25 protein-coding genes and 1 riboswitch are annotated in these 25,351 nt (G+C 65.7%); of the genes, 4 read left to right on the top strand and 21 right to left on the bottom strand.

The features are described 5' to 3' along the window. The first annotated feature begins 4 nt into the window (after window positions 1-4). Entirely contained in the window at window positions 5-475 is a 471-nt protein-coding gene (locus tag ACR0JC_RS05650; protein WP_170338170.1) for a rhodanese-like domain-containing protein, read from the top strand. After that, entirely contained in the window at window positions 475-1,290 is an 816-nt protein-coding gene (locus ACR0JC_RS05645; RefSeq protein ID WP_170338172.1) for a CE1 family esterase, read from the top strand. Before ACR0JC_RS05650 ends, ACR0JC_RS05645 begins: the two co-directional genes overlap by 1 nt. Here the strand turns inward: ACR0JC_RS05645 and mdoH are convergent, their stop codons facing one another. The 7 genes from mdoH to ACR0JC_RS05610 form a co-directional block, all read right to left on the bottom strand. Further along, window positions 1,291-3,171 (bottom strand): glucans biosynthesis glucosyltransferase MdoH, encoded by a 1,881-nt coding sequence (gene mdoH, locus ACR0JC_RS05640; protein WP_170338174.1) that lies wholly within the window; start codon window positions 3,169-3,171, stop codon window positions 1,291-1,293. Then, window positions 3,159-4,658, bottom strand: a complete 1,500-nt coding sequence (locus ACR0JC_RS05635) for an OpgD/OpgG family glucan biosynthesis protein (protein WP_170338176.1) — start codon at window positions 4,656-4,658, stop codon at window positions 3,159-3,161. Before ACR0JC_RS05635 ends, mdoH begins: the two co-directional genes overlap by 13 nt. Then, window positions 4,655-5,872, bottom strand: coding sequence for an OpgC family protein (locus ACR0JC_RS05630; RefSeq protein WP_170338178.1), 1,218 nt, complete (start codon window positions 5,870-5,872; stop codon window positions 4,655-4,657). Before ACR0JC_RS05630 ends, ACR0JC_RS05635 begins: the two co-directional genes overlap by 4 nt. 29 nt (window positions 5,873-5,901) lie before the next feature. Next, a complete protein-coding gene (locus tag ACR0JC_RS05625) occupies window positions 5,902-7,272 on the bottom strand; it encodes a tetratricopeptide repeat protein (protein ID WP_170338180.1) in 1,371 nt (456 codons plus the stop codon). Between the two features lie 180 nt (window positions 7,273-7,452). Next, window positions 7,453-8,637 (bottom strand): CaiB/BaiF CoA transferase family protein, encoded by a 1,185-nt coding sequence (locus ACR0JC_RS05620; protein ID WP_170338182.1) that lies wholly within the window; start codon window positions 8,635-8,637, stop codon window positions 7,453-7,455. After that, a complete protein-coding gene (locus tag ACR0JC_RS05615; RefSeq protein ID WP_170338184.1) occupies window positions 8,624-10,243 on the bottom strand; it encodes a thiamine pyrophosphate-binding protein in 1,620 nt (539 codons plus the stop codon). Before ACR0JC_RS05615 ends, ACR0JC_RS05620 begins: the two co-directional genes overlap by 14 nt. 79 nt (window positions 10,244-10,322) lie before the next feature. Beyond that, complete coding sequence (locus ACR0JC_RS05610) at window positions 10,323-10,784, bottom strand: DUF302 domain-containing protein (RefSeq protein ID WP_170338186.1); 462 nt, start codon at window positions 10,782-10,784, stop codon at window positions 10,323-10,325. Window positions 10,785-10,928: 144 nt separating this feature from the next. On the opposite strand from ACR0JC_RS05610, the gene ACR0JC_RS05605 reads away from it, so the two are divergent. Beyond that, window positions 10,929-11,273 carry a DUF1636 family protein gene (locus ACR0JC_RS05605; RefSeq protein WP_170338188.1) on the top strand — a complete coding sequence of 115 codons (345 nt, stop codon included), beginning with the start codon at window positions 10,929-10,931 and terminating at the stop codon, window positions 11,271-11,273. On the opposite strand, the gene ACR0JC_RS05600 is transcribed toward ACR0JC_RS05605, so the two are convergent. The 9 genes from ACR0JC_RS05600 to cbiE all read right to left on the bottom strand — a co-directional run bounded on the left by ACR0JC_RS05600 (window position 11,261) and on the right by cbiE (window position 18,107). Further along, on the bottom strand, window positions 11,261-11,755 hold the full coding sequence (locus tag ACR0JC_RS05600; protein WP_170338190.1) for a hypothetical protein: 495 nt from the start codon (window positions 11,753-11,755) through the stop codon (window positions 11,261-11,263). The genes ACR0JC_RS05605 and ACR0JC_RS05600 overlap by 13 nt on opposite strands. Before the next feature lie 64 nt (window positions 11,756-11,819). Beyond that, a complete protein-coding gene (locus ACR0JC_RS05595) occupies window positions 11,820-12,518 on the bottom strand; it encodes a CbtA family protein (RefSeq protein ID WP_170337718.1) in 699 nt (232 codons plus the stop codon). Between the two features lie 4 nt (window positions 12,519-12,522). Next, the gene (locus ACR0JC_RS05590; RefSeq protein WP_170338193.1) at window positions 12,523-12,693 is read right to left on the bottom strand and encodes a CbtB domain-containing protein; all 171 of its coding nucleotides are present in this window, start codon (window positions 12,691-12,693) and stop codon (window positions 12,523-12,525) included. Between the two features lie 36 nt (window positions 12,694-12,729). Beyond that, window positions 12,730-12,938, bottom strand: a riboswitch (cobalamin riboswitch). A 43-nt stretch (window positions 12,939-12,981) separates the two neighbouring features. After that, a complete protein-coding gene (gene cobF / locus ACR0JC_RS05585) occupies window positions 12,982-13,725 on the bottom strand; it encodes a precorrin-6A synthase (deacetylating) (RefSeq protein ID WP_170338195.1) in 744 nt (247 codons plus the stop codon). Further along, window positions 13,718-14,446 (bottom strand): uroporphyrinogen-III C-methyltransferase, encoded by a 729-nt coding sequence (gene cobA / locus ACR0JC_RS05580; protein ID WP_170338197.1) that lies wholly within the window; start codon window positions 14,444-14,446, stop codon window positions 13,718-13,720. The genes cobF and cobA overlap by 8 nt, the downstream gene beginning before the upstream one ends. Then, window positions 14,443-15,759 carry a cobyrinic acid a,c-diamide synthase CobB gene (locus tag ACR0JC_RS05575; RefSeq protein ID WP_480763433.1) on the bottom strand — a complete coding sequence of 439 codons (1,317 nt, stop codon included), beginning with the start codon at window positions 15,757-15,759 and terminating at the stop codon, window positions 14,443-14,445. The genes cobA and ACR0JC_RS05575 overlap by 4 nt, the downstream gene beginning before the upstream one ends. After that, the gene (gene cobM / locus ACR0JC_RS05570) at window positions 15,752-16,546 is read right to left on the bottom strand and encodes a precorrin-4 C(11)-methyltransferase (RefSeq protein WP_170338201.1); all 795 of its coding nucleotides are present in this window, start codon (window positions 16,544-16,546) and stop codon (window positions 15,752-15,754) included. Before cobM ends, ACR0JC_RS05575 begins: the two co-directional genes overlap by 8 nt. Beyond that, window positions 16,543-16,911 (bottom strand): cobalamin biosynthesis protein, encoded by a 369-nt coding sequence (locus tag ACR0JC_RS05565; RefSeq protein ID WP_170340006.1) that lies wholly within the window; start codon window positions 16,909-16,911, stop codon window positions 16,543-16,545. Before ACR0JC_RS05565 ends, cobM begins: the two co-directional genes overlap by 4 nt. Then, a complete protein-coding gene (gene cbiE / locus ACR0JC_RS05560; protein ID WP_170338203.1) occupies window positions 16,908-18,107 on the bottom strand; it encodes a precorrin-6y C5,15-methyltransferase (decarboxylating) subunit CbiE in 1,200 nt (399 codons plus the stop codon). The genes ACR0JC_RS05565 and cbiE overlap by 4 nt, the downstream gene beginning before the upstream one ends. Between cbiE and ACR0JC_RS05555 the strand changes: the two genes are divergently transcribed. Beyond that, window positions 18,106-18,855 carry a cobalt-precorrin-6A reductase gene (locus ACR0JC_RS05555; protein WP_170338205.1) on the top strand — a complete coding sequence of 250 codons (750 nt, stop codon included), beginning with the start codon at window positions 18,106-18,108 and terminating at the stop codon, window positions 18,853-18,855. The two genes, cbiE and ACR0JC_RS05555, sit on opposite strands and share 2 nt — an antisense overlap. Here the strand turns inward: ACR0JC_RS05555 and cobJ are convergent. From cobJ to cobN, 5 genes are read right to left on the bottom strand one after another with little or no spacing between them, the layout of a single operon-like run. Then, window positions 18,828-19,580: a precorrin-3B C(17)-methyltransferase gene (gene cobJ / locus ACR0JC_RS05550; RefSeq protein ID WP_170338207.1), complete on the bottom strand. Its 753-nt coding sequence runs from the start codon at window positions 19,578-19,580 to the stop codon at window positions 18,828-18,830. The two genes, ACR0JC_RS05555 and cobJ, sit on opposite strands and share 28 nt — an antisense overlap. After that, entirely contained in the window at window positions 19,577-20,305 is a 729-nt protein-coding gene (locus ACR0JC_RS05545; RefSeq protein ID WP_170338209.1) for a precorrin-2 C(20)-methyltransferase, read from the bottom strand. The genes cobJ and ACR0JC_RS05545 overlap by 4 nt, the downstream gene beginning before the upstream one ends. Continuing rightward, window positions 20,302-20,931, bottom strand: coding sequence for a precorrin-8X methylmutase (locus ACR0JC_RS05540; protein ID WP_170446721.1), 630 nt, complete (start codon window positions 20,929-20,931; stop codon window positions 20,302-20,304). Before ACR0JC_RS05540 ends, ACR0JC_RS05545 begins: the two co-directional genes overlap by 4 nt. Next, entirely contained in the window at window positions 20,931-22,058 is a 1,128-nt protein-coding gene (gene cobG / locus ACR0JC_RS05535; protein WP_170338213.1) for a precorrin-3B synthase, read from the bottom strand. The genes ACR0JC_RS05540 and cobG overlap by 1 nt, the downstream gene beginning before the upstream one ends. Beyond that, entirely contained in the window at window positions 22,055-25,348 is a 3,294-nt protein-coding gene (gene cobN / locus ACR0JC_RS05530) for a cobaltochelatase subunit CobN (RefSeq protein ID WP_480763424.1), read from the bottom strand. The genes cobG and cobN overlap by 4 nt, the downstream gene beginning before the upstream one ends. Window positions 25,349-25,351 lie beyond the last annotated feature (3 nt).

Genomic DNA, 25,351 nt, shown 5'->3' with positions numbered 1-25,351 from the left:
CACATTGGCGATCACAACCAAGCTCAGCCGCAGAGGCGTGTTCCTTGGGGGCGCAGCCGCTGTGCTTGCGGGTTTTGCGATCCGTGAATACCGTCTGATCCCCGAAGACTTTTCTGGCGGTACGTTGACCGTCGCTCAGGCGCACGAAAAGGCTGTTGCAGGGGAAATCCTGTTGCTCGACATTCGGACCCCGCGCGAATGGCGGGCCTCAGGCATCGGGCAGGGCGCCCAACCGCTGGACATGCGCCGTGAAGACTTTTTGGATGTGTTGGATCGCCTGTCTGGCGGTGACAAGGGGCGGCCGATTGCCTTGATCTGCGCCCGTGGTGTGCGGTCAGCGCGGCTAGGCAACAGGTTGACCGAGGCGGGCTACGGCAACATTCTTGACGTGCCCGAAGGGATGCTGGGGTCAGCCGCAGGTCCGGGCTGGGTGCGGGCCGGGCTGCCGGTGCAGGCGTATTCGGAGGGGGCGTGATGAGGCTCAGGGATCTGTTGGCTGTGTTGGTCGCAACCGCCGCAACTCCGGCAGTGGCCGCGTGTGGGCAGGATCAGGGTGTTTGCGAGACTGCAACCGGAAGCTATCGCATCGAGCTGCCGGAAGAAACCAACCCGCCATTGGTCGTGTTCCTGCACGGGTATGGCGGCAGCGCGCAGGGAACCATGAAAAACCGCGGCATGGTCGAACCCTTGCTGGCGCGGGGATACGCGGTCATGGCACCCGAGGGGGCCGAGCGGAACGGTCGAAAAAGCTGGAGCTTCTATCCGGGGTGGGACGGGCGAGACGAAGCCGCGTTCCTGAAGGAGGTTGTTGCGGATGCGGCCCAACGGTTCGGGGTCGATGACCATCGCGTGGTGCTGGGGGGATTCTCGGCCGGCGGCTTCATGGTGAATTATTTGGCCTGCGCCGATCCCGAGGCATTCTCGGCCTACGTGCCTGTCTCAGGAGGATTCTGGCGCCCGCATCCCGAAAGCTGCGCGGGGCCCGTGCGCCTTTTTCACACACATGGCTGGACTGACAACGTGGTGCCGCTAGAGGGGCGCGCACTGGGCGGCGGTCGGTTCCTTCAGGGCGATATCTTCGCCGGGCTCGAGATCTGGCGGCAGGCCAACGAATGCGCCGACAACCGTCCAGACGGGTTTTCAACGACAGGCCAGTTCATGCGTCGCAAGTGGACCGCCTGTGCTGACGGCAGCGCATTGGAGTTCGCGCTGTTTCCCGGCGGTCATTCCGTCCCTCGGGGTTGGGCCGACATGATGGTGGATTGGTACGAAGGGTTGCCCGGCGGGTGATCATTCCGCCGGGGTCATGGTTCCCTTGCCCTCGATCAGGCGTTTCAACTCGTTGCGATGCGAACGTGCCGCCCGCGTGATGGCGGGCTCGTGGAAATCCTCGGGCATGCCGACCATGCGACGCGCCGCAGCCGCAGATACGCCGCTGAGAGCGGAGAGCGGTACCGCAAAAGTCAGGCTGATGGCGATTGGCGCCAACCAGACTGAGACCAACCCAGCCAGGATGCCCGCGCTCAGCGCGAGGCCGCTGATGGTTTCGAGCGCATGACACACGATCAGCGTCCGCAGCCCATAGGTGCCGCCATCTCGTGCCTGCGGGGTCCAGCCTTTTTGCACACCGAGAAGGGTGCGGAACACGGCGATCATCTGCTGTACCATAAGGATTGGTGCGTACAGGATCGACAGCACGACCTCGAACAGGAATGACGCAAGAAACCGGGTCCGGCCGCCGAAATCTTCATAGCGAACACCGCTGAGGGGCAATGCCAGTGCACCCAGAATCTTGGGGGCCAGCAGCATCGCGTACATGACAAGGATGATCAGAACATGCCGCGTTTCGGTCATTTCCGGCCACTGGGGGAACATCGGATTGTCCGGGCTGAAATAGTGCAGCACCGAAGCATCCTTGCCCTGACCGATCAACGCCCACATGACCAGCAGTGCGAACCACAAGGGTGACATCAGGTATCCGACGGCACCGTGGAACAGATGAAACCGCGACACGGCCCGAAAGCCGGTCGAGCCGAGCAGACGCAGATGCTGCAAGTTGCCCTGGCACCAGCGGCGGTCGCGTAGGGCGTGGTCGATCAGTGTCGGCGGTGTTTCCTCGTACGAGCCTCGGATGCGCGGCAGAAAGCGAACGCCCCAACCGGCGCGGCGCAGCAACCCGGCCTCGACGAAGTCGTGGCTCATGATCAGTTGTTCCTGGCCCGAGAGCGAGCGCAGCTTGGGCAGACCCGCACAGGTCGCAAATGCCTTGGTGCGGATGATGGCGTTGTGGCCCCAATAGTTGCCTTCCTGGCCACACCAACGGGACAGGCCCTCTGCAAATGCGATGCCGTAAACACCATTGGCGAACTGCTGCATCCGTGCAAAGACGGACTGGGCACCGATCAGTTGCGGATAGCTTTGGATCAGGCCGGCGCCGGGATCGCGGGCCAGCGCGTCGGTCAGCCGCGCGATCGCGCGCCCGGTCATCAAGCTGTCGGCGTCCAGAACCAGCATTGCATCCCAAGCGCCACCCCAGCGGCTGACCCAATCAGCTATATTGCCGACCTTGCGGTCCGTATTCTGTTCCCTGCGTCGGTAATACAGCTCAAGACCCGGGGCCAGCGTGGTACGCAGCGCCTCGATGCTGGCCTGTTCCTGGGCCGCGATTTCCGGATCGCGGGTGTCGGACAGGATGAACATCGCATAGTGATGCTTGCCCCCTCGGGCGCGCAGTTCTTCGAGCATCGTGCGGGCATTGCCCAACACGTTCCACGGCACTTCGTTGTAGACGGGCATCAGCAAAGCGACCCGCAGTGGTTGCGCGCGACCCTGCCGTACCGGACGCTCTTGCCGGGCTAGAGAGACCATTCCCAGCAGGACGGTGCAGACCGTGAAGGAAATCCAGAAGAAATTGAACGAAATCAATGCCAACAGGATCGCTTCGACCACGTTGATCCCTTCGGCGTCGAACCAGTCCGCCATGACCCACAGCAAAGCAACCGAGGCGGCCATGGCCGGGGAAAACGCCAATGCGCGCCAAAGGCCAGCCGACGACCGGCGGGCATCCGCAGGTGCTTGGGCGTCCCGAAACCCGGCGCCAAAGTCCTGCTCCGGCATTGCCAGCGGTGCCTCGGGCGGCATGATTTTCAGGTCCGGGATTATGCTGTCCATCTGTACATCCAGACTTCCGAGGCGGGCTCGTCACCCAGCCTCAGTTGCGCGCGCAATTCTACGTGGTCGCGGTCGCCGGGTTGAAACGAAAAGGCCAGACGCAAACCGCCCGTATCCGGGTTGCGTTGCAGAACCCCGTCCGAGGTTTCCGCATGAGGCGACTGCACGAACACGCTGAGGGCGTCCGGATCGTCGAACAACTCGCTGGCTTCGAAGTCGATCACCGCAAGCCGTCCTTCCCCGAAAGTGTTCTCGCCCATTGCGGTGTTGATCACCCGCGGCATGGCGGTCCGCTGAGGTTCCTCGCCCCAGATCAGGCGGTATGACAAGTCGAGCTGAGCACCGGCAGCGACCGGTTCAGCGGGACGCCAATAGGCGACAATGTTGTCGTAGATCTCCTGATCGGCCGGAATTTCGACCAGAGTGACCGTACCTTTACCCCAATCGCCCATCGGCTCGACCCAAAGGCCGGGGCGCTTGTGGTATTGCGCCTCGAGGTCGGCATAGTCGGAAAACGCGCGTTTGCGCTGCATCAGTCCGAACCCGCGAGGATTCATGTCGACGAATGAGGACACCTGCAATCTCTTGGGATTGGCGAGCGGGCGCCAAATCACTTCTCCCGCCCCGTTTCGGATCATCAGCCCGTCGCTGTCATGCACGGCCGGACGGAAATCGTCGAACCGGTTGTGATTGGTCTGATCGAACAGGAACATCGACGTCCCCGGAGCGATCCCGACATGGGGAAGTTCTTCCCGAGCAAACAAGGTTGCCTGCACCTCCATGATGCAGTCAGCGCCGGCCGAGATATCGAACCGGTAGGCGCCGGTCACACTGGGGCTGTCCATCAGGGCGTGAACGATCATGTTGCGCTGGCCGGGCTTTGGGCGCTCCAGCCAAAATCGGATGAAATCCGGAAATTCTTCGCCCTCGGGATCCCCGGTTTTCAGTGCAAGACCACGGGCTGACAGGCCATAAACCTCGTGAAGGCCGATGGCACGGAAATAGCTGGCTCCCTGAAAGACGCAGAACTCGTCCGTCTTGCCAGGGCGATGCATCTCGGTGCGCAGCCGGAAACCCGAAAAACCCAGCGTTTCGTCCACGGGCAGATCGGGGACATCCTCGGCCCGGTCGAACATCTCGAGGTCGAAGGCAACCGGCGCGATCATCCCGTTCTCAACTGCCGAGACCTGAACGGTTCGCGGGAAGTAGAGGCCGGGGGTGAAGAAATCGACGTTGAACGGCGTATCGGTTCCGTACCAGAGTGCACGGTCCAGCCGGAAACGGATGGAGCGGTACTGTTCGTAAGTGAGGTCCTGCCACGCCTGCGGAACGGTTTCGCGCGCCTCGTAGGGGCGGCTGGCCAGATCGCGGGCAAGGGCGATGATGTCGGCCCGGTCGAATGGCACCTCGCCACCGGTGGCAAAGGTGGCCGGGGCGAAGGCCAGCGCCGTAGTCGACGCAAGGAATGCACGACGCGTGAACTTCATGACTTCGATTTCCATGGGTGTGATTTGAACCAAGCGGCCAGATAAGCCACGCCGATGATCAATGCAAATCCAATTAGATTTGCGGCCAGAACGGTGGCAAAATCCCGCCCAAATTCGTCGAGGAAAACGCCGATAAGTCGTGCTGCTGCCATTGAAAATACGAAAACCGCCAAGGACTGCTGGCCCACTTTGGTGATCTGCTTCAGGATCCATCGCCACAGCTGCGCGCCCATCGTGTTGCCGGTGGCGATCAGGCGATGCCCATGTTGCCCAGCAGCCACCCATCCCAGGTAGGCCAGCGACAGGAAGTGCATGTACCGGAACAAGCCGAAATCGGTTTTTTCGCGCAGTTCGCTTGTCAGGGGCCAGACCTTTCGGATGTTCTCGGCAAGATCCGGTGCGGCCGCCTGGACCCACAAGAACACTTTCCACGATCCGAACGGGGCCGAGAGGACAAGGAACAATGCCGCGGCCCAGATCAGCGTCTTGGAAACCGGCGGCGCAGGGATCCAGCCCCGCATGAATGCAAAGCCCGTGAAAAACAGCAACTGCCATCCAAACGGGTTGAAGAACCACTGGCGGTCCGACCACGGTTCGGCCGGAAGCGCCAACAAACCGGTCTGCGCCACCAGCCAGATCGCGACCGAGACCAACCCGACCGCCCAGATGCTGAGGCGCGACAGCCCCATGAACATCGGCATCATTGCCAGAACGACCAGGTACATCGGCAGGATGTCGAAATAGTTCGGCACATAGGTCAGGGTGAACAGCCCCACCATCTGTGGCATCGGGTCGTTGAAGAAATGCTGCAGGTTCAATCCCGAGACATAGCTTTTGTCGAAGGCTCCGGACAGATCCAGCGCCGCCATGGACATTGCGACAAAGAAAAACAGGCAGATATGTGCCCAGTAGACCTGCCAGATGCGGAAACTGACCCGGGCGGTCCCCATCCACCAGCCCTTGCGTTCGAACGCGCCGCCAAAGGCGATGGCCGAAGCCATGCCCGAGCAGAAAACAAAGATTTCAGTCGCGTCCGAGAATCCGAAACGGGCCGGGATCCATCGGGCCCAGGGGTCATTCGGGATGTGCGCGATCAGGATGATGAACATCGCAATACCGCGATAGAAATCCAGCCGCGGGTCGCGGGTTGTGGCAGCAGGGGCGGAGGATGCCGCCACCGGTGCAAAATCAGAAGCGGGCGATGCGGTCGCCATTCGTTTCTCTGTCCTTTGTGGTCGTCTTGTTATTCAGCCGGTACGCTTTGCACACCGGATTGGTCGCGGGCCGAACTGATCAGAGCGCGGCGCGCGAGGGCGTAATTGTCTTCGGTGCCGGACCGTTTGGCCTTGCGGTCGTCCAAAATGCGCTCGACATCGTCGAGGCGTCCGGCACGCAGGCCGGAATCGATCGTAATGCGTTCAAAAACATCCCTCTGGGCGTGACTGCCGCCGGCCAATTGCATCGAATTTCGCGCATTTGCAAGATGCTCGAAGGCTTGAAGATAATCGCCTTTTCCAAATGCCTCGAGGCCAATGGCAGCGGCCAAGCCCGGGTCGGCCATGCGACGTGCCGTGTCGGTTGCGGGCTGTTGCGAGTCCTTGTGAATGCGGGCCAGCAACTTGGCGGTCGAGTCGGGCCTGTTGTCACCAGTCAGTGCCAGAAGGTAGTGCAGATCAGCGAAGATCAGACAGCCGTCTTCGGTGCGGGCGGCGCTCAGGTCGGCCAGTTCTTCCCATCGGGTGCCAATGTCCACGCCTTCAAGCTCGAGCCTCGACAATAGCGAAGTCGCATTCGAAATATCGCGATAGTCATCTGTTTTGTCCTGGCGAATCTCGTGGTCGTACAGATCAAGCACCTGGTCGATCTGACCCAGATCCAGATGCATCAACGCCTTGTGCCACCACACGTGGTAGCGGAAGTTGTTGCAGTGGGACCAGGCAGCCTCGCGCCCGGCCAGCCAGTCCAGGCCGGATTGCGCATTGCCCGTCATTTCGTGCACATGGGCGACTGCGTGCAGGCCCCACGCGTCGTCGGAAACCATCCACAGAGCCTGACGCCCTGCGATTTCGGCCTTTTCATAGGCACCGGTTTCTTCCAACGCAAAGGAATGGCACCCAAGCAGGTATCCACGACCGGGGTGATCAGGCGCATAAGCGGGCAGAACCCGTTCGATCGAGCGTCGCATCCCTGCGGAATCACCCAACACGAAACGGGTCGCGTGGCTGAGCTTCATGGCCAGCGTGTCCTCGGGGTGAGTGCGCAGAATTGCCTCGAAAGTTTGTACGGCGCGGGTGGGTTGGCCTGCCAACCAATGATCCAAGGCCTCAACATACAGTGTCTCGCGGGCCGAAATCGGCTGCTCAGCGGCCGCACTCTTTGCGGCGGCGGCGGCCTGATGGGCGACCTCCATCATTTCCCTGCGCCCCAACAGAACCATGAACAGCCCCTTGATGGCATGCCCAAGCGCAAAGCCCGGTTCAAGCTCAAGCACCTTGCCCAGATGCTGAGGTGTGACCGCTGCGTGAGCCATGAAACCAAGCAGAACACCATTCCACGCTTCGGCGCTGTCCGGGTGGGTCAGGGTGTTCATCTGTCCGAAAACATCTTGCTGCATGCTTGGGTCCAATCTGGTTGCAAAAACTCACACTCTTGGACTTAGCAGAGTGTGCAGACGGGACGTAACAGTATCGGGCCTGCTCTCGAATTGGTGAAAGCTTGTGTTCGCAAAAAGCGAAAAAAATCGCCGATTCAATGACATGTTTCAGCGACTTGCCGCCGAAAAAGGCAGAGTGTTTCAATCCTCGAAGGGGTTTTCCGCGTTCAGAACCGTCTGCGTGTCAGCGCCGAACTCGGGCGGAGCAGAGCGGTAGGTCACCGGGCTGCGGGACAACTTCAATGGATTCCCGATGAGACGCACCGGGCCGGGCCGGGCTGGCATATCCACTTGCATCCGCCGCGCTGCCACTTGGTCCGAGGCAAAGACCTGATCCAGCGTCTGAACCGGGCCGACCGGCACTTTCAACGCCTCAAGGCCATCGATGACGGCCTTGGTCTCCAGCCGCAGCAGCGCGGGCCGCAGAACGGCGTTCAATGCATTGCGGTGTTCCAGCCGGGCCGGGTTGGTGGCGAACCGCGCGTCGTCGGGCAGGTGGCTCAACTCCAGAAAACCGCAGAAGCGCTGGAACTGGCTGTCATTTCCCACGGCCAGAATGACGTGCCCATCGGCGGTTTCATAAACATCGTAGGGCACGATGTTGGGGTGCCCATTGCCGCGCCGCTGTGGAACCTGGCCCGAGGTCAGATAGTTCACGCCCTCGTTGATCAGCCATGCGATCTGGCTGTCGACCAGCGCGATGTCGATCTGCTGGCCTTCGCCGGTCTGATCCCGGTGGCGCAGCGCCGCCAGTATGCCGACGGTCGCGTACATGCCGCACATCACGTCGGCGATGCCCACGCCGACTTTCATAGGGGCTCCGTCCGGCTCGCCCGTCAGCGACATGATCCCGCCATAGCCCTGCGCCATCAGGTCATAGCCCGGCTTGGCCGCGTTCGGGCCGGTCTGGCCGTAGCCTGAGATCGAACAGTAGATCAGCCCCGGAAATTCGCGCGAGAGGGTTTCATGGTCCAGCCCGTATTTGGCCAGCCCGCCGGGTTTGAAATTCTCGATGAGGATGTCGGCATGAGAGGCCAGCCGCCGGATCTGTTCCTGCCCGTCTGGCGTGGCGATATCGATGGCGACGGATTTCTTGTTGCGGTTCGCGGCCATGAAATAGGCGCTCAGATCGGTCGGGTTGCCATCCGCGTCGGTGACATAGGGCGGCCCCCATTGGCGGGTGTCATCGCCCCCGGTGGCCGGGTTTTCCACCTTGATCACGCTGGCGCCCAGATCGCCCAGCAGTTGCGTGCAGGTCGGCCCGGCCAGAATGCGTGACAGATCCAGAACCTTGACGCCCTTCAGCGGCCCTTCAGATGCGGCCATCATAGCCTCCGCGGTCGATCTCGGCGGCGATCACCGTGAACGTGTCGGCGGTCATCGCGGCCTGCAGCGCCGCGCGCAGATCGGCGCGGTTTCGCACGGTGTGACCATGGCCGCCGAACGCCCGGCCCATCGCGGCATAGTCATGCCGGTCGAAATCGACGCCCCGATTGCCCATCTGGCGCTGGCGCTGTTTCAGCTCGATCAGTGCCAGGCTGGCATCGACAAAGACCAGAAAGATCGGGTTTCCGCCCATTTCTGCGGCGGTCGACAACTCACCGGCGACCATCAAGAACCCGGCATCGCCGGAAAAGCTGATTACCGGGCGGTCGGGTTCGGCCAGTTTCAGGCCGATCGCCATCGGAACGGCGCATCCCATCGTGCACAGCGCCGACGACTGGATCAGGCCGCGCGCCTCGGAGCATTGCCACATCTGGCTGAGAAGGATGCGGTGCGCGCCGCTGTCGGCGGTGGCCAGTGTTTCGGGGGGCAGGGTGTCGCGGGCCTCGGCGATCACGGCGGCGGGGCCCCAGTCGTCGTCGGTGGGAAAGGCCGCGGCCAATGCGGCCTTGACCTGCGCCGGTTGGCCTTGGGGCCAAGTCGGTCGCGCAGGGTTGCCCTTGGCGATCGCCTCGAGCGTGGCGCCGGTATCGGCGACCAGGTTCAGCCCCGCCTGGTGCATGTAGTGGTCATTCACCACGGCCGAAATGTCGATCACGCGTTTTTCGTCCGGGTCCCAGATCTCGCGCCAGCCGGGGCGCATTTCGATGGGGTCATAGCCCAGGCACAGGATCAGGTCGGCCTGTTCGACCAGCGGCACAAGCTGCGTGTCGGCCAAGGGCGACAGCCCCGCGCCCCCCAGGCACAGCGGGTGATCCTCGGGCACCACGCCCTTGGCCTTGTAGGTCGTGACGAACGGGATGCCGAAATGTTCCAGAAACGCCCGCACCACGCTGCGCGAGTCGTCATACAGCACGTCCAGCCCGATGATCGCCAGCGGACGCTCGGCCTCGGCGACCCATCGGCGGGCCTTCTCCAGGCATGTGCCCTCGGGCGCGACGCGGGCGGCCCGGGTCAGCCGTCGGCGCTTGGCGGCCGACACCCGTGTATCGGCGACCGAGATCGGCACGTCGATATGCACCGGCCCGGGGCGTGGCTGCGTGGCCAGCGACACGGCCTTGTCGGCGATGATGTCGGCGCCCTTGGCCGTCAGGGTGAACGTACCCTTGGTGATCGAGCGATAGACCTGCGCATGATCCATGACCTGATGCGTGTAAGTCAGCGCCTCGTCGGCATCGACGCAGCCGGTCAGCACGATCATCGGTACCCGATCCTGCAGCGCGTTGGCCACGACATTGATGCCGTTCATGGCCCCAGGACCCAGGGTCGCCACCAGAACCGCCGGCGCACCATCGCGATGGTGCACCGCCTCGGCCATGAAACCGGCCGAGTTTTCGTGCTTGGTCAGGTGAAAGGTGATCCCGACCTGTTCCAGCGCATCGACCAGGGTCAACACCTCGCCCCCGGGCATGCCGAATGCGTGGCGGCACCCGGCCTCGTACAGCCGTTGCGCCAGAAGGTCCGCAGCGCGGGGGGACAGGTCCTGCATCGAACAAGCTCCGTAAGTTCCGTTGCGCAGCAGATTGCGGAGGTTCCGGGCCGGCGCAAGCCGCATCACGTCAGTGTGACTATTTGACAGCCGTCTGGGCGATGGCGGCGAATTTGGCGTCCAACTCTGCGGCAATCGCGGGCAAGGCGTCGGATCCATCGGTGTAGGGGGCAAAGACCAAAGTGGGCGTTTTGTAGGACAGCGTCGCGGTCCCGTCCTCGTTTTCCGTGACGTACAGGCGGATCGGCGCCTCGATCATCGCGGGCACCGATTGTTCCAGAACCCGCACCGCATAGTCGTTGTTGAAGACGCCGATCACCCGATTGCCCGGAATGGTGATGCCGCGCGCGGCGGCGGCCTTGGTGGGCCCGGCCTGCGTTACCACGATCAGACCGTTTGCCTTGACCGCTGCGATCGTGTCGGCCACCAGCGCGTCATGGGTCTTGGTCGTCGGGTGGACGGCCCAACCCGGCCGCGGTTCGATATCGGCAGCAAGCGCGGGCAGCGCCAGCAGGCCGAGGAAAAACATAAGACGTTTCATCACGGGCTCTCCAGGTCGTGGTTGGCCCAAGTCTTCCCGAATTCCCGGGTGCGTACAGTCACAATATCGTGGGCGGCGGGCTTGCGCCGGGGGTGCGAAACCCGCACAAGCGACAGTGTGAAACGGAAAAGGCAGGCGAGTGGCATGCGTGTTTTGATCTGCAGCAGCTGCGCGGGCGAGCGCGACTTGCCGGCCGAGCGTCAGGCCGTATCGGACGCCCTGCGCGCTGCGGGCGTGGACGGGCAGGTCGAGATCGCCGAGCACACCTGTTTCAGCGGTTGCAATGAGCCGACCGTGGTGGCGATGCAGGGGGAAAGCCTGGCGTCCTACGTGTTTTCGGGGATCGATCCGGTTGCCGATGCCGATGACATTGCGGCGACCTGCCGGACCATTCTGAACAGCCCGAATGGCTGGATCGAAGACGCCCGGCCGTGCGGGCGGCTTCGCTTGTGTCTGCGGGCGCGGATCCCCGCGTTTCAGTCCACCTGAACCGTGACCGAGGCGCTGACCGGCACCCCATCCACGGCCAGCGGGCTGTGGCTGTTGGCGTTCAGCGAGACCTCGATGGTAGTGTCGCCCTTGGGCAGGTCCGAAATGTGCATCCAGTTGCCATAAAGCCGGGCCAGCTTGACGCCGTTTACATAGACATGCGCATGGCCTTCGCCGGGCTTGTTGTCCAGCGAGGCGTTCTCCGGCGAGAAGCGGAAGTTTTTTGGCATCACATGCAGGTTCCAACCCGCCATCGGGTCGGGGGAGACGGCGATCTCCAGCCCCGGCGCGTCCGGTCCGGCGGGCAGGTTGATGGCGGCGCTGTGGTCATGGGCCATGGCCTCGGCGTGATGGCCGCCATGTTGGGCGGGGTCGGAATGGTCGTGGCCATCGAAGGTGACGCCGTTGGCCGCGGCCAGCACGAACCCGGCACCCCCACCAAAGACCAGACCGATCGCGAAAAGAGCAAGCGAGCGTGTCATCATGTTTCCTTGAAAAGCAAATGACCCGCCGGTTGGGCGCCGGCGGGTCGTGGGATTTCGGGGATCAGGCCGCGGCTTCGACGCGCTTGCCCTCGCTTTGCCAGAAATACCCGGCAAACGAACCCAGCAGCACCCAGGCCACAAGGCCGACGCCAAAGGCGCGTGCTGCGAACAGGGCCCCGATCTCGGTCGGAACCGGCCCGGTGAACACGTCGGGTTCCGGCGCGCCGATCAGGTGCGGGGCCATCAACAGCACGGCCGCAACCAGATAGCTGACGATGTTGCCACCAAAGGCGATCAGCCACATGGCCACACCAGCAGCCGCGACGGTTGCCCACCACCAGATCTGCCGCGCGAACACGTCGGCTGCGGCAACACCCGGAACCTCGGGGGCCAGGGTGAAGCCCGGCGCCAGGTGAAAGGCGATGAAACCGGCAAGCCCCCATAGCACGCCCGTGCGCCCGTCAACCGGGTGGCCTTGCGCCTCGGCCAGCGACATCAGGGCGACCAGAACCAGCGCATAGCCGGTATAGGTCAGCATGGTGAACACCACGCTCAGCCCGTCGCGGGTCAGGTCCGAGAACATGCCCGGCAGTTCGGGATGGGCCGAGACGGCTTCGGCTCCGAAATGCACCAGCTCTCCGGATTCATAGAGTTCAGCATGCAGCAACACGGGTTGCACGAATACCAACTGCAGCAGGGCGACGATCAACCCGGCTGCAGCACCAGCGAACAACGCGCTGGTCAGAATGCGACTGAACATTGGTTTAGTGGCAGGGGAAGCCGGTTGCGTGGCGCACGTCATGCGCGGCGTCATGCAGCGCCGATGCCTGAACGTGACCGGCCAGGGTGATGATCCCCAGGCCCAGAGCTGCCGCGAACACTGTCGAAAGAATGCCAGCGCGTGCCGTTGATGCGGTTTGCGTTTGTGTCGTCATTTTCTGTCCTCCTGTGCCGCCGCACCCGACGGCCGGTGTTTCATTGTTCGCCTGGCAGGTCTCCTGGCTTGCGGGTCAGCGCCTCTGTTCGCCTTCCCCCCGAACGGATCGGGAGTGGCTGGTTGAACAGGGCTCACCGCTTACAGTCGCGGGGGCGGCTTTGGATTTGACCTGCGCGCAGGCCGCACCAAATTCCCTCTTAGCATCCGGATGTCTCCGGCAGGACCAGACCCGTCCATTTAGACGTGAATGCCGCTTTGGCGCAATCGCCATTTGCGACCTTTCGCGTCAATTCCCGCGCTTTTTCAGAACATAGATATCCATGATCCACCCGTGCCGGCCGCGGGCCTCGGCGCGGGTGCGCAAAATCTTGTCGGCCACATCCGCCAGCGGACCTTTGATCAGGACCTGCTCGGGCATGCCCACGTAAGCCCCCCACCAGATGTCAAAATCGGCCATGTCCAGCGTCTGGAACGAACATTCGCCATCCAGCATCACCGCAACCGTATCGGCGTCGCTGGGCCAGCCCTCGTCGCGGATGCGCCGGCCGGTGGTGACCAGATAGGGCGCGCCGATCTCATTGATTGGCATGGCATGGGCCGCCGTCAGCGCCTGCAGCGCCGTGATGCCGGGGATCACCGTCGTGTTCGGCTGCGGGTCCAGCCGCGCCGCGATTCGCAGCGAGCTGTCATAGAGCGACGGGTCGCCCCAGATCAGCAGGGCGACCGTGCGCGCGTCGGGGTGCCGGGCCATCGCTTCCTGCCAGCGCAGGGCGATTGCGTCGTGCCATTCATCCACGCCGCGCAGGTAGCCATCCTGCGACCGGCGCTCGGGGATGTCGAAATAGGCGATTTGGGGCGGTGTGTCGGTGACCTTGCGGATGATTTCCTCGCGCACGCCGGCCAGATCGGCCTTGTTGGCGCCCTTGCGCGGGATCAGGATCAGATCGGCCGCGCGGATCGCCTTCGCGCCCTGAAAGGTCACGTGGTCCGGGTTGCCGGTGCCGATCCCGATCAAGACCAGATCAATCATCGTCGAACTCCGCCAGCGGACCATAAAGGATCAGCGCTGGCGCGGTGCCGATCTCGGAACCCAGGCGCTCGGCCAAGGCACCGACGGTGGACCGGTGCAGCGACTGCTCAGGCGTCGAGACCGACTCGGCCATCAGCGCGGGGGTATCCAGCGGCAGCCCATGCGCGTGCAGCGCGCCGGCTAGCAGTGGAAAGGTGCGCTTGCCCATGAACACCACCGTCGTCGCACCCGGGTCGGCCAGCGCGGGCAGGTTCAAGTCCTCGGGAAGCTTCCCGCTGACATCGTGGCCGGTGACGAACTGCACGCGCCGCGCGGTCAGCCGCCGGGTCAGCGGGATGCCTGCCGCGGCAGCCGCGGCAATGGCTGAGGGGATGCCCGGAATGATCTCGTAGGCGATGCCGGCAGCGCGCAGGGCCACCAGTTCCTCCTCTAGCCGTCCGAACAGGCCGCCATCGCCCGATTTCAGCCGCACGATCCGCTGGCCGGTCTGGGCGTACTCGACCAGCAGGCGGCTGACATGGTCCTGCTTGGGCGAGGGCCGCCCGGCGCGCTTGCCCACGCCCACAAGGTCGGCCTCCTTGCGCGCATGGCTCAGGATCGGCCCGCTGCTGAGATCGTCGAACAGTACCGCATCGGCCTTTTGCAGCCGGTCCACGGCCTTGAGGGTCAACAGCTCCGGGTCGCCGGGGCCGGACCCGATGAAGGAAACGAAACCGCTCATGCGCTGGCCTCTGCGATCAGATGGAAGAACGTACCGGTGACATGTTCGCGGCGCGATCCGGTCTGCGGACCTTCGGCGCCTTCGGCGTCAAAAACCCGCGCCAAGGGCGCGTCGGGCTGCTCGATGATCGAGGAATAGTGGAACTCGTGCCCCCGCAGCGCGGTCCCGGCAGAAAAGCCGGGCATGTCGGCCAGCAACTCGGCTCGGCGATAGCCCAAGTTGAACTTGCGCTTCTCGTACGAGGTGACCAGGCCCAGCAGCCCGGCCATCCGGTGGCGGGTGCCGTCCTTGTCGATCAGCCCTTGGCCCAAGGCCATGTAGCCACCGCATTCGCCATGTACGGGCCGCGTTTCGGCATGTTTGCGCAAGCCGGTCAAGAACCGCTCTGCTGCAGCCAGGGTTCCGGCGTGCAGTTCGGGGTACCCGCCGGGCAACCAGACCAGATCGGCGTCCGGGGCCGGCGCCTCGTCCGCCAGCGGAGAAAACGGCAGAATCTCGGCTCCGGCCGCGCGCCAGCCTTCCAGAAGATGCGGATAGGTAAAGGAAAACGCCGCGTCCCGGGCCAGTGCGATCCGTTGCGCCGGAGGGCGCGGCAGCGCGGCCGACGACGACCCCGCGGGGCCCGAGGAGGCCGCCCGCTTGATCGCCTCCAGATCCACATGCGCGCGCAGAAAGGCCGCGTAGCCGGCAATTGCGCTTTCCAGATCGGGGTGCTCGACCGCCTGGATCAAGCCAAGATGCCGCTCGGGCAGGGTCAGGTCGCCGCGCCGGGGCAAAACGCCCAGAACCGGCAGGCCCGCGCGCTCCATCCCCAGACGGGTCAGGCGTTCGTGGCGCGGGCTGGCGCAGCGGTTCAGAATCACGCCGGCAAAGGGCAGGTCGGGGTTGTACATCCGGAACCCCAGCGCCGTAGCGGCGGCCGATTGCGCCTGACCGCCCACATCCAGCACCAGAACCACCGGCCAGCCCATGCGCAGCGCGGTCTCGGCGCTGGACCCGTGGCCCTGCTCGCCCGGCTTGGCGACACCGTCGAACAGGCCCATCGACCCTTCGGCCACCACGATGTCGGCACCTTTGGCCTGCGCCGCAATCGCGCCCAGCAACGGCGCGCCCATCGCCCAACTGTCCAGGTTGAACGAGGCCCGCCCCGCCGCCGCCCGGTGAAAGGCCGGGTCGATATAGTCGGGACCGCTCTTGAAGGGCTGCACGGTCAGCCCGTCCTCGGCCAGAGCGCGCAGCAGGCCTAGCATCACCGTGGTCTTGCCGGTCCCCGAGGATGGGGCCGAGATCAGCAGTCCGGGCGGGTTAGTCATCGCCCTGACTCCAACTCGACCACGGGCTGTCGGCGCTTTGCGGGCGATAGCGACGGTCATAGGTTTTGGAATACAGACAGCTTTCGTCGAAGCCTTCGCCGGCCAGCGCCGGCCCGACCAGGATCAGCGCGGTGCGCGAGATGCTCTCGTCCAGCGAGTCCTTCAACGTGCCCAGCGTGGCGCGGATGATCCGCTCGTCCGGCCAGCTGGCGCGGTACACCACGGCCACGGGGCAGTCGGCGCCATAGGCGGGGGTCAGGTCAGACACGACCTTGTCCAGATTGCCGATCGACAGGTGGATGGTCAACGTGGCGCCGGTGCGGGCGAAGTTTTCCAGCGTCTCGCCCACGGGCATGGACGAGGCGCGCCCCGGGGTCCGAGTCAGCACCACCGATTGCGCCAGCCCGGGCAGGGTCAGCTCGGTGCCCAACGCGGCTGCGGCGGCGGCAAAGGACGGAACGCCGGGCGTCACACTGACTGGAATGCCCATCTGTTTCAGGCGCCGGATCTGTTCGCCCATCGCCGACCAGACCGACAGGTCGCCCGAATGTAGGCGGGCCACGTCCTGCCCGGCGTCATGGGCGGTTTTGATTTCGGCCATGATCTGATCCAGATCCATCGGCGCGGTGTTCACGATGCGCGCGCCTTCGGGGCAGTGGGCCAGGATCTCTTCGGGCACAAGCGACCCGGCATACAGGCACACGGGGCAAGCGGCGATGATGTCGCGTCCGCGCAGGGTCAGAAGGTCGGCGGCGCCCGGTCCGGCGCCGATGAAATGAACGGTCATGTCTGTCCTCCGATGGCGACCGCGCAGGTGGCAAGCCGGTCGTCCGAGATCTGTCGGGGTGAAAGCAGCCGCGCGCCCGGTCCGGCGGCGGCAAGGGCGGAAGCTTCGGCCACGCTGCCGGTGCCATGGGTGGCGCGGCTGCGGGGCGAGCAGGTGAGCGTGCGTTGCCCGGCCAGATCGGCCGGTTCCGTGAAATGCAGGGGCAGGGCGCAGGCGGCGGCAAATTCGGCCAGCGCCGGGTGGCCGGCCTTGTCGGCGGCGGTGGCCAGCGCGTCCACCGCCTGCCCGGCAGTGGCGCGGTCGAACGCGGCTCGCAGGCTGGCGCAGGTCGCGGTGGACGAAAACCCAAGCCCGGCCACGATCATAGGGTCACACTCCACTGCACGACCGGATAGGCCGATTTCCAACCGCGCCGGGGGCCTAGGTCGCCGGCCTGCGCCAGCTCGATCCGCAGCAGGTCGCCGCCCAGCTTGGCGTGCCAATGGCTCAGCACCGCTTCGCTTTCCAGCGTCACGGCGTTGGCAACCAGACGGATGCCCGAGGGCAGGTTGGCCGCAAGCCAGTCCAGTAGCGCGTCGCTCAGCCCACCGCCGATGAACACCACGTCAGGCAAGGGCAGTCCGTCCAGCGCGTCGGGCGCCCGGCCATGGATGACCTGCAACCGATCTTGTCCCAGCGCGTCGGCATTGGCGCGGATGCGCGCGGCGCGGTCGGCGCGCGGCTCGATCGTTGTGGCAGTAAGGGACGGGTCGCACATCAGCCACTCGATGCCGATCGATCCGCTGCCGCCGCCGACGTCCCACAGATGCTCGCCCCGCGCGGGCGCCAGCGCCGACAGGGTCAACGCACGCACCGGCCGTTTGGTGATCTGCCCATCGGTTTCGAAAATCTCGTCGGGTTTGCCCGAGGCCAACGGCAGCGCAGGCCCGTCGCCCGCAACCTCAAGCGCCACGCAGACCGGATGCTCGAACGAGTCCAGCAGGGCTTCGGTCAGGGACATGCTGCGCGCGCGTTCCCGAGGGCCGCCGAGGGCCTCCATCACGTGCAGGGTCGTTTCGCCGAACCCGGTCTCGGTCAGATAGCGGGCCAGCTCGGCCACAGCGGCCCCGTCGCGCAGCAGGACGATGGCGCGCATGCCGCGTGACAGATGCGGACGCAGGCGGGTCAGGGGGGCGGCGTGCAGGCCGAAGGTGGCAGTGCCTTCCAACGGCCAGCCCAACCGCGCCGCCGCCAGCGAGAAGGTCGACTGCCCCGGCCGTGCCACCCAGTCTTCGGGGGCGAAATTGCGCGCGATCACCGACCCGGCGCCAAACCAGAACGGATCACCCGAGGCCAGAACCACCGTGCGCTGGCCCTTCAGCCCTTGCAGGATGGGTAGCCCGTCGGCGAACGGCACCGGCCATTCGATGCGTTCGGCTCCGGTTTCGGGAACCAGCGACAGGTGCCGCGGCGGGCCCATGATGACCTCGGCGCGCTCCAGCTCTTGACGGCTTGCGGCCGAGAGGCCATCCAGTCCATCCTCGCCCAGGCCCAGAATGGTCAGCCACGGAGTTTCAGACATGCCCAACCTCCTGATCCTTGGCGGCACGACCGAGGCCAACGCATTGGCCCGCGCCGTGGCGGATTTGGGTGTGGCGGCAACCTATTCCTATGCGGGCCGGGTCGACAACCCGCGGCCGCAACCGCTGCCGACGCGCGTGGGTGGCTTTGGCGGGGCCGAGGGTTTGGCGGGTTACATCCGAGACACCGGCGTGACCCATGTGATCGACGCCACCCATCCCTTTGCCGCGCAGATGAGCCGCAATGCCATCGCTGCCTGCCAACAGACGCAGACGCCGTTGGCCGCGCTGACCCGCGCAGAATGGACAGCCGTGCCCGGCGACCGGTGGCAACACGTGCCCGACATCGCCAGCGCCGTCGACGCGCTGGCCGGTCCGCCGCGTCGGGTGTTCCTTGCGGTGGGGCGCATGCATCTTGAGGATTTTGCGGCGCAGCCCCAGCACCACTATCTTCTGCGGCTGGTCGATGAGCCCGGCCCGCTGCCCTTCGCCGATTGCGACGTGGTCGTGTCGCGCGGGCCTTTTACGGTTGAAGACGATACGGCGCTGATGCGCCGGCACCGGACCGAACTGGTGGTGTCCAAGAACGCCGGCGGCACCGGCGCGCGCGCCAAGCTGGACGCCGCGCGAGCGTTGGACATCCCGGTGCTGATGATCGACCGGCCCAGGCTGCCCCGCCGGGTCGAGTTGACAAGCGTGCCGCAGGTTCTGGACTGGCTGGCTCATTCCGGCGTGGACCTTGGCGTATAGACGATGGGGCCGATGGGCCGCTCGATGACGCGGGTCAGGGATGAGCCGACGATCACCACCGTCTGCATGTCGGCCATGTCGGGCGTTGCCTCGGCCAGGGTCGCGATGCAGATCGCCTCGTCTGGGCGTGACACGGCGCGGGCGAACAGGATCAGACGCTCGGGTTCGCATTCCTGCCGCAGGATTTCCAGTGTCTTCACAAAGCCTTCGGGCCGCGACTTCGAGCGTGGATTGTAAAAGGCCATCGCGAAATCGGCCTGCGCGGCCAGCCGCAGGCGTTTCTCGATTACGGCCCATGGCTTGAGGTTGTCGCTGAGGTTGATGGCGCAGAAATCATGGCCCAGCGGCGCGCCCGCCCGGGCCGCGGCGGCCAGCATGGCGGTGATGCCGGGTAGAACCTCGACAGGGATCTCGCGCCATGTGTCCGGGCCGTTTTCCAGCGCCTCGAATACGGCGGCGGCCATGGCAAAAACGCCCGGATCGCCCGACGAGACCACGACCACCCGCTTGCCCTCGGCCGCCATGCGCAGCGCGTGCTGCGAGCGGTCGATCTCGACCCGGTTGTCGCTGGCGTGCAGGGCCAGGCCCGGCCGTTCGGCCACCCGCGCAACGTAGGGGATGTAACCCACCACATCGGTCGCCTCGGCCAGGGCGGCGGTCACCTCGGGGGTCACCAGCGCCTCGTTTCCGGGGCCAAGCCCGGCGATCTTGACCCAGCCGCTCATGGCCGCCGCCCCCGTCCATGCACGATGATGATCGAGAAATAGGGCGTGACCTCGGTGCAGGCGTCGCTCAGCTTGCGGACGGTCTGGTTGGGCATCTGCGCGTATTCCACGATCCAGGCCCGGTCGAACAGGCCCGCCGTTTTCAGCGCGCGTTTCACCTTGTCGATGTTGCGGCCGATCTTCATCACCACCAGCGCGTCGGTGCGCGCCATGCGGTCTGCCAGAACATCTTCGGGCAGGGTTCCCATCAGCACCGTGAGGATGTCGTCGCCCCAAGTGATCGGATCGCCCGAGGCGGTCCACGCGCCCGACATGCCGGTGATCGCCGGCACCACCTCGACGTGCACCACGTCGCGCAGGCGGCTGTAGAGATGCATGAACGAGCCGTAGAAGAACGGGTCTCCCTCGCACAGCACCACCACGTCCTCGCCCTGATCGGCCAGTTCTTTCAAGCGTGCGGTGCAGCGTTCGTAAAACTCGGCCAGCAGTGCGTTGTAGCGCGGATCGGTGACCGGGATCTCGGTCGTGACCGGGTATTCCATGGGAAACTCGACCGCATCGTCGCGGATCATCCCGTTCACGATCTTGCGCGCCTGCCCGGTGCGGCCGGGCTTGCGGAAATAGGCCACGTGTTTCGCGCCGCGCAACAGGCGGTCGGCCCGGACGCTCATCAAATCGGGGTCGCCTGGGCCGAGGCCCACGCCATAGATCGTGCCCATGCTCATTCCGCCCGGCTTGCGATGGCGTTGATCGCGGCGACGGTGATGGCGCTGCCGCCCAGACGGCCCTTGACGATGCAGCAGGGCACCGGCTGCGCTTCCCACAGGGCGTCCTTGGATTCGACCGCACCGACAAAGCCCACCGGGCAGCCGATGATCGCGGCGGGGCGGGGGCAGTCGGGGTCTTCCAGCATGTTCAGCAGGTGAAACAGCGCCGTGGGCGCGTTGCCGATGGCCACCAGCGCACCCTCCAGATGCGGGCGCCACAGTTCCAGCGCGGCGGCGGATCGGGTGTTGCCCATCTTCTCGGCCAGCGCGCGCACGCGCTCGTCATGCAGGGTGCAGATGACCTGGTTGTCAGCGGGCAGGCGAAAGCGTGTGACGCCTTCGGACACCATCCGCGCGTCGCACAGGATCGGCGCGCCGTTTTCCAGCGCGGCGCGGGCGGTGCGCACGAAGCCGTCCGAGAAATGGATGAATTCTTCCAGCCCGACCATCCCGGCGGCATGGATCATGCGGACGGCGACCTGCTCTTCGTCCGGATCAAAGCGGGCCAGATCGGCCTCGGACCGGATCGTGGCGAAGGATTGCTTGTAGATCGCCGCGCCGTCGGTTTCGTATTCATAGGGCATCAGGTCAGGTCCATGGTCTTCAGTGTTTCGGGGTCCAGCCCGCGCTGGAGGGGCTCATCCCCCGCGCGGCCGTGTTTTACAAGATCAAATCGCCCGTCGCGGCCCACCAGCGTCAAGTCCGCCGCGGCCATGCGTGCGCAGCCCTTGGCGCAGCCCGAGACATGCAGGCTGCCGGACACGCGCGGAGCCAGCGCGCGGGCGATGGCGCGGGTCTCGGCCTGTGCCTGCGGGCAGAATGGCGCGCCGGGGCAGGCGTCGGTGGTCAACAGAGGGTCGGCGCCGTCCGTCACGAACGCCGGAGCGGGGATCGCCGCCCCGCCTTCCAGCAGGAACAACCGCCAGGGTGTGACGCGCAGGGCGGCGGCGCCCGAGGCCTCGACCAATGCACGCAACTCGGCGGCGGGCAGTTGCCCGAAGGCCGCGCCATAGATCGGGCCGATTGTGCTTTTACCGGGTTGCGGCGCCGGTGCCGTGGGGCCGGGGGCGTGGCCCTGCCATTCCTCGGGCAGAGCCTGCACCGCGATCAGGCGGGCCATGCGGCGGGTGTCAGAAGTGAAGCGCTCGGCGAACCACATGGCCAGATCGATCACGCGATCGATCGCCTCATCTTCGGTCACCAAACGGCCGGTCTCGGCCCCGTCGGCGCGCAGGATCAGGCCCGAAGCTCCCCGCTCCAGCCGGATATCGGCAGAGTCCCCAGCCAACAGCCGCGCCTCGCCGGTATCCACTGCAAAGCCGAACTTGGCGGGCAGGGCGGGCAGATCTCTCAGCCGGTCGATCAACGACTGTGTCAGCTGCGCAGTCAGGTCGCCAGGTTGGTAAAGCGGCGACACAAGTATGTTGCGCCGGGTTTCGATGCCCGGTTCGGCGTCCAGCAGGTTCAGCGCCGACAACTCGGCCAGCAGTGGCTGGTGATCGTCTTCAGCCACACCCCGCAGTTGCAGGTTGGCGCGGTTGGTCAGGTCGATAGTGCCGTTGCCGAAGCGCAGCGCCAGATCGCACAGCCCCAGCGTCTGCGCGGCGCTCAGCCGAGCCAGACGCGGGCGCACCCGCACTACCAGCCCGTCGCCGGACATCATCGGGCGATGCGCGCCGGGGCACCAGCCCTGAACGACCGGGGCGCTCATCCCAAACCCTCCAGATTCGCGCGGATCGAGTTGCGGCGGGTGTTCCACAGCCCGGCCTCTAGCAGCGCGCGGAACCGATCCTGCATGGCTTGGCGGGCCTGGGGATTGGCCTGCTGCAAAAAGGCGTCCACCTCAGGGTTTCCGAGGGTGGCATCGTGATAGAGGTCGAACAAATGCGGGGCGACGCTGCCTGACAGATGCGCGAAAGACGCCATGTGATCCAGCGTCGCGGCGATCTCGGCCGCACCGCGGAAGCCGTGGCGCTGCATCCCGGCGATCCAGTCGGGGTTGGCGGCGCGGGCGTGGACCACGCGGCTGATTTCCTCGGGCAGGGTGCGGGCGCGGGGTGTTTCTGGGCGGGTATTGTCCAGATGATACAGCTGCGCCTGCCCGCCGGTCAGCTTTTTGGCGGCGGCAAATCCGGCCTCATGCGTGGCATAGTCATTGGCCAGCAGCAGGTCGGTCTCGGTCAGGTCCTGCAGGTGCACGAAGCTATCGGCCTGCGCCACGCGCTGGGTGATCCCGTCGGGGTCATGGGCGATGTGCTCGCCCTCGAAGGCGAAGGCGCTGGCGTCCAGCCAGGCCTGACCGGCCTGCGCGCGCGCCGCGTCGGTATAGGTCTCGGACAGGTGGGTCATGTTCAGCCCATAGCTGCCCGGCGCCGGGCCATAGACGCGGGCGGCGGGAGCGTGGCCGGCATAGGGGTTCCAGTCGGGCGCCTCGTCGCGCTCCGACAGCGCCCGGACCGCCTGACCGAACAGCGCCGAAAGGGTCGGGAATACGTCGCGGAATAGGCCTGAGACGCGCAGGGTCACGTCCAGCCGCGGGCGTTCCAGATCGGTGATAGGCAGGACCTCGATGCCCGAGACGCGTTCGGAACCCGGATCCCAGACCGGTTTGACGCCCAGCAGGTGCAGCGCCATGGCGAATTCCTCGCCCGCCGTGCGCATCGTGGCCGAGCCCCACAGATCGACGATCAAGCCCTTGGGGTAATCGCCTTCCTCCTGCAGGTGGCGGCGCACCAGTTCTTCGGCCAGCTTCACCCCCTGCGAATAGGCGGCGCGAGTGGGGACAGAGCGCGGATCGGTAGTGAACAGGTTGCGCCCTGTGGGCAGCACATCGGTGCGCCCGCGATAGGGCGAGCCGGACGGCCCGGCCTCGATCCGTTTGCCCGCCAGCGCATCCAGCAGGGCTTGCCGTTCGGACCGGGCCGAGGGCTCGGCGTCGAAATTGCCTTCTTCGCTGGGCGGGCGGCCAAAGACATGCAGCCCGTCGCCAAACTGGCTTTCCTTGATGTCGCAGACGAAGCGGTCGATGCGGGTGATGGCCTCGGCGGTGCTGGTGGCCTGATCCAGCCCCAGATCGGCCTCGAGCCCGATGGCCTGTGCCTCGTCACGGATATCGGCCTGCAGCCGGTCACGCCGCTTGGGGTCCAGCCCGTCTGCGTTCGAGAACTCGTCCAGCAGCGATTCCAGCCGCACCATGCGGTCGGGCGTGCTGCTCTGTTTCATCGGCGGCGGGATGTGGCCCAGCGTGACGGCCCCGATCCGGCGCTTGGCCTGCGCGGCCTCACCCGGGTCGTTCACGATGAACGGGTAGATCACCGGCAGATCGCGGATCAGCGCCTCGGGCCAGCATTCCGCCGACAGGGCGACCGATTTGCCCGGCAGCCATTCCAGCGTTCCGTGGGCGCCGATATGGATCAGCGCATCCGCTCCCAACCCGTGCCGCAGCCACAGGTAGAAGGCCACATAGCCATGCCGGGGCGTGCGCGATAGGTCGTGATATTCGTCGTCGCGCAACTCGGGCGTGCAGCGTTCGGGCTGCAACGCCACCAGCGCCTTGCCGCGCCGAAGCGCGGTGAAGTGGAAGGCCCCATCGGCACAGGTCGGGTCGTCCTCGGGTGCGCCCCAGACGGTTTCCAGATCGGCGCGCAACGCCGCGGGCAGTTGCGCCAGCGCCGCGCGGTAGGCCGAGACCGGCCAGGAAATCCGGGCGTCCATCAGGTTATCGGCAATCGGTTCGGCGGGGGCGGTGTCATATCCGGCGCCCTGCAGGTCGGACAGGATCGCCTCGGCCGAGGCCAGCGCGTCCAGCCCCACCGCATGGGCCATCTGCCAGTCTTTGCCCGGATAGGTGGACAGGACCAGCGCGGGGACCTGTTGCGCCTTTGGTTTCTCGGCCAGGTCCACCCAGGCCATCGCCCGGTCGACGATGGCGGTGATCCGGTCGGGCTCGGGTCGGTGGGCGAAACGGGAATATTCCAGATGCGGGTCGCGCTTGCCCGGCTCCTTGAACGAGGCGACACCGGCTGTGATACGCCCGTCCACCTCGGGCAGGACCACATGCATGGCCAGATCGGCGGGCGACAGGCCGCGTTCTGCCTCGGCCCAGGCCTTGCGGCGCGAAGTGGCCAGCGCGACCTGAAATACCGGCACGCCCGCCACGTCCAAGGGCGATGTGCCCGACGCGCCCTTGCCCGAAAACGAGGTGGCATTGATGATCGCCGAGGGCGTCATCTCGGGGATAATCTCGGCCAGCCATTCCGCCGCCGCAGGCGCCTTGAGCGAGGGCGCGAACAGCCCTACCGCCTGATGACCCCGCGCGCGGATTTCTCGGATCAGGGCCGCGACCGGCGCGGTATCGGCCGCGGTCAGGTAGGCGCGGTAGAACGTCACGATGATGCGCCGGCCTTCGCCCGCGAATGCGTCCTCGGGCGCAATCACGCCGCGATCCGGGCACCACGCGCCGCAGTCGGGCAGAGTCTTGGCCCCCATCACCGGCCCGGCATAGAGTCCCGCCGCCAGCGCCATCTGCGCCAGCGCCGCCTGCGCGGCCACCTCGCCGCCGGTGTCGCACAGATGCGCCAGCCGCCGCAGGGTCGAGACCGGCAGGGTGGAATAGTCGTCCAGCCGCGTATCCTCGCGCCCGTCGGCGGGCAGCACCGCCAGCGCGATGCCCTTGGCCTGCGCCAGCGCCAGCACCTGCCGCAACCCGTAGGACCAATAGGGCACTCCGCCGATCAGCCGGATCAGGATGCCCTTGGCACCCTCCAGCGTCTGCTCGACATAGGTATCGACCGACAATGGGTGCTTCAGCGCCGTCAGGTTGGCCAGCCGCAACGAGGGCATCCGCCCCTCGGGCCCGCCGCCGCGATGCCAGCCGGCCGCGAAAGCACCCAGATCGCTGTCCGAAAAGGACAGCACCACCAGATCCGCCGGGCTCTGGCCCAGATCGGTCGGGGTCTCGGTTTCTTCGAGCCCGTGGCTTTCGCGGAAGACGACGTGCATCGG

This window comes from Ruegeria sp. CH5, assembly GCF_056537025.1.
Note: the sequence above shows the minus strand (reverse complement) of the source record. Positions and strands in the feature narration are given on the sequence as shown.

Bases quoted from the DNA above. Each gene is read 5' to 3' on its own strand.
- cobG (WP_170338213.1), bottom strand. From the start codon at position 22,058: ATGAGCGCCCCGGTCGTTCAGGGCTGGTGCCCCGGCGCGCATCGCCCG.
- cobJ (WP_170338207.1), bottom strand. From the start codon at position 19,580: ATGAGCGGCTGGGTCAAGATCGCCGGGCTTGGCCCCGGAAACGAGGCG.
- ACR0JC_RS05635 (WP_170338176.1), bottom strand. From the start codon at position 4,658: ATGAAGTTCACGCGTCGTGCATTCCTTGCGTCGACTACGGCGCTGGCC.
- ACR0JC_RS05590 (WP_170338193.1), bottom strand. From the start codon at position 12,693: ATGACGACACAAACGCAAACCGCATCAACGGCACGCGCTGGCATTCTT.
- ACR0JC_RS05545 (WP_170338209.1), bottom strand. From the start codon at position 20,305: ATGAGCATGGGCACGATCTATGGCGTGGGCCTCGGCCCAGGCGACCCC.
- mdoH (WP_170338174.1), bottom strand. From the start codon at position 3,171: ATGGACAGCATAATCCCGGACCTGAAAATCATGCCGCCCGAGGCACCG.
- cbiE (WP_170338203.1), bottom strand. From the start codon at position 18,107: ATGTCTGAAACTCCGTGGCTGACCATTCTGGGCCTGGGCGAGGATGGA.
- ACR0JC_RS05540 (WP_170446721.1), bottom strand. From the start codon at position 20,931: ATGCCCTATGAATACGAAACCGACGGCGCGGCGATCTACAAGCAATCC.
- cobF (WP_170338195.1), bottom strand. From the start codon at position 13,725: ATGATTGATCTGGTCTTGATCGGGATCGGCACCGGCAACCCGGACCAC.
- ACR0JC_RS05630 (WP_170338178.1), bottom strand. From the start codon at position 5,872: ATGGCGACCGCATCGCCCGCTTCTGATTTTGCACCGGTGGCGGCATCC.
- ACR0JC_RS05600 (WP_170338190.1), bottom strand. From the start codon at position 11,755: ATGACACGCTCGCTTGCTCTTTTCGCGATCGGTCTGGTCTTTGGTGGG.
- ACR0JC_RS05625 (WP_170338180.1), bottom strand. From the start codon at position 7,272: ATGCAGCAAGATGTTTTCGGACAGATGAACACCCTGACCCACCCGGAC.
- ACR0JC_RS05595 (WP_170337718.1), bottom strand. From the start codon at position 12,518: ATGTTCAGTCGCATTCTGACCAGCGCGTTGTTCGCTGGTGCTGCAGCC.
- ACR0JC_RS05645 (WP_170338172.1), top strand. From the start codon at position 475: ATGAGGCTCAGGGATCTGTTGGCTGTGTTGGTCGCAACCGCCGCAACT.
- cobA (WP_170338197.1), bottom strand. From the start codon at position 14,446: ATGAGCGGTTTCGTTTCCTTCATCGGGTCCGGCCCCGGCGACCCGGAG.
- ACR0JC_RS05565 (WP_170340006.1), bottom strand. From the start codon at position 16,911: ATGATCGTGGCCGGGCTTGGGTTTTCGTCCACCGCGACCTGCGCCAGC.
- cobN (WP_480763424.1), bottom strand. From the start codon at position 25,348: ATGCACGTCGTCTTCCGCGAAAGCCACGGGCTCGAAGAAACCGAGACC.
- ACR0JC_RS05620 (WP_170338182.1), bottom strand. From the start codon at position 8,637: ATGGCCGCATCTGAAGGGCCGCTGAAGGGCGTCAAGGTTCTGGATCTG.
- ACR0JC_RS05615 (WP_170338184.1), bottom strand. From the start codon at position 10,243: ATGCAGGACCTGTCCCCCCGCGCTGCGGACCTTCTGGCGCAACGGCTG.
- ACR0JC_RS05555 (WP_170338205.1), top strand. From the start codon at position 18,106: ATGCCCAACCTCCTGATCCTTGGCGGCACGACCGAGGCCAACGCATTG.
- ACR0JC_RS05575 (WP_480763433.1), bottom strand. From the start codon at position 15,759: ATGACTAACCCGCCCGGACTGCTGATCTCGGCCCCATCCTCGGGGACC.
- cobM (WP_170338201.1), bottom strand. From the start codon at position 16,546: ATGACCGTTCATTTCATCGGCGCCGGACCGGGCGCCGCCGACCTTCTG.
- ACR0JC_RS05610 (WP_170338186.1), bottom strand. From the start codon at position 10,784: ATGAAACGTCTTATGTTTTTCCTCGGCCTGCTGGCGCTGCCCGCGCTT.
- ACR0JC_RS05605 (WP_170338188.1), top strand. From the start codon at position 10,929: ATGCGTGTTTTGATCTGCAGCAGCTGCGCGGGCGAGCGCGACTTGCCG.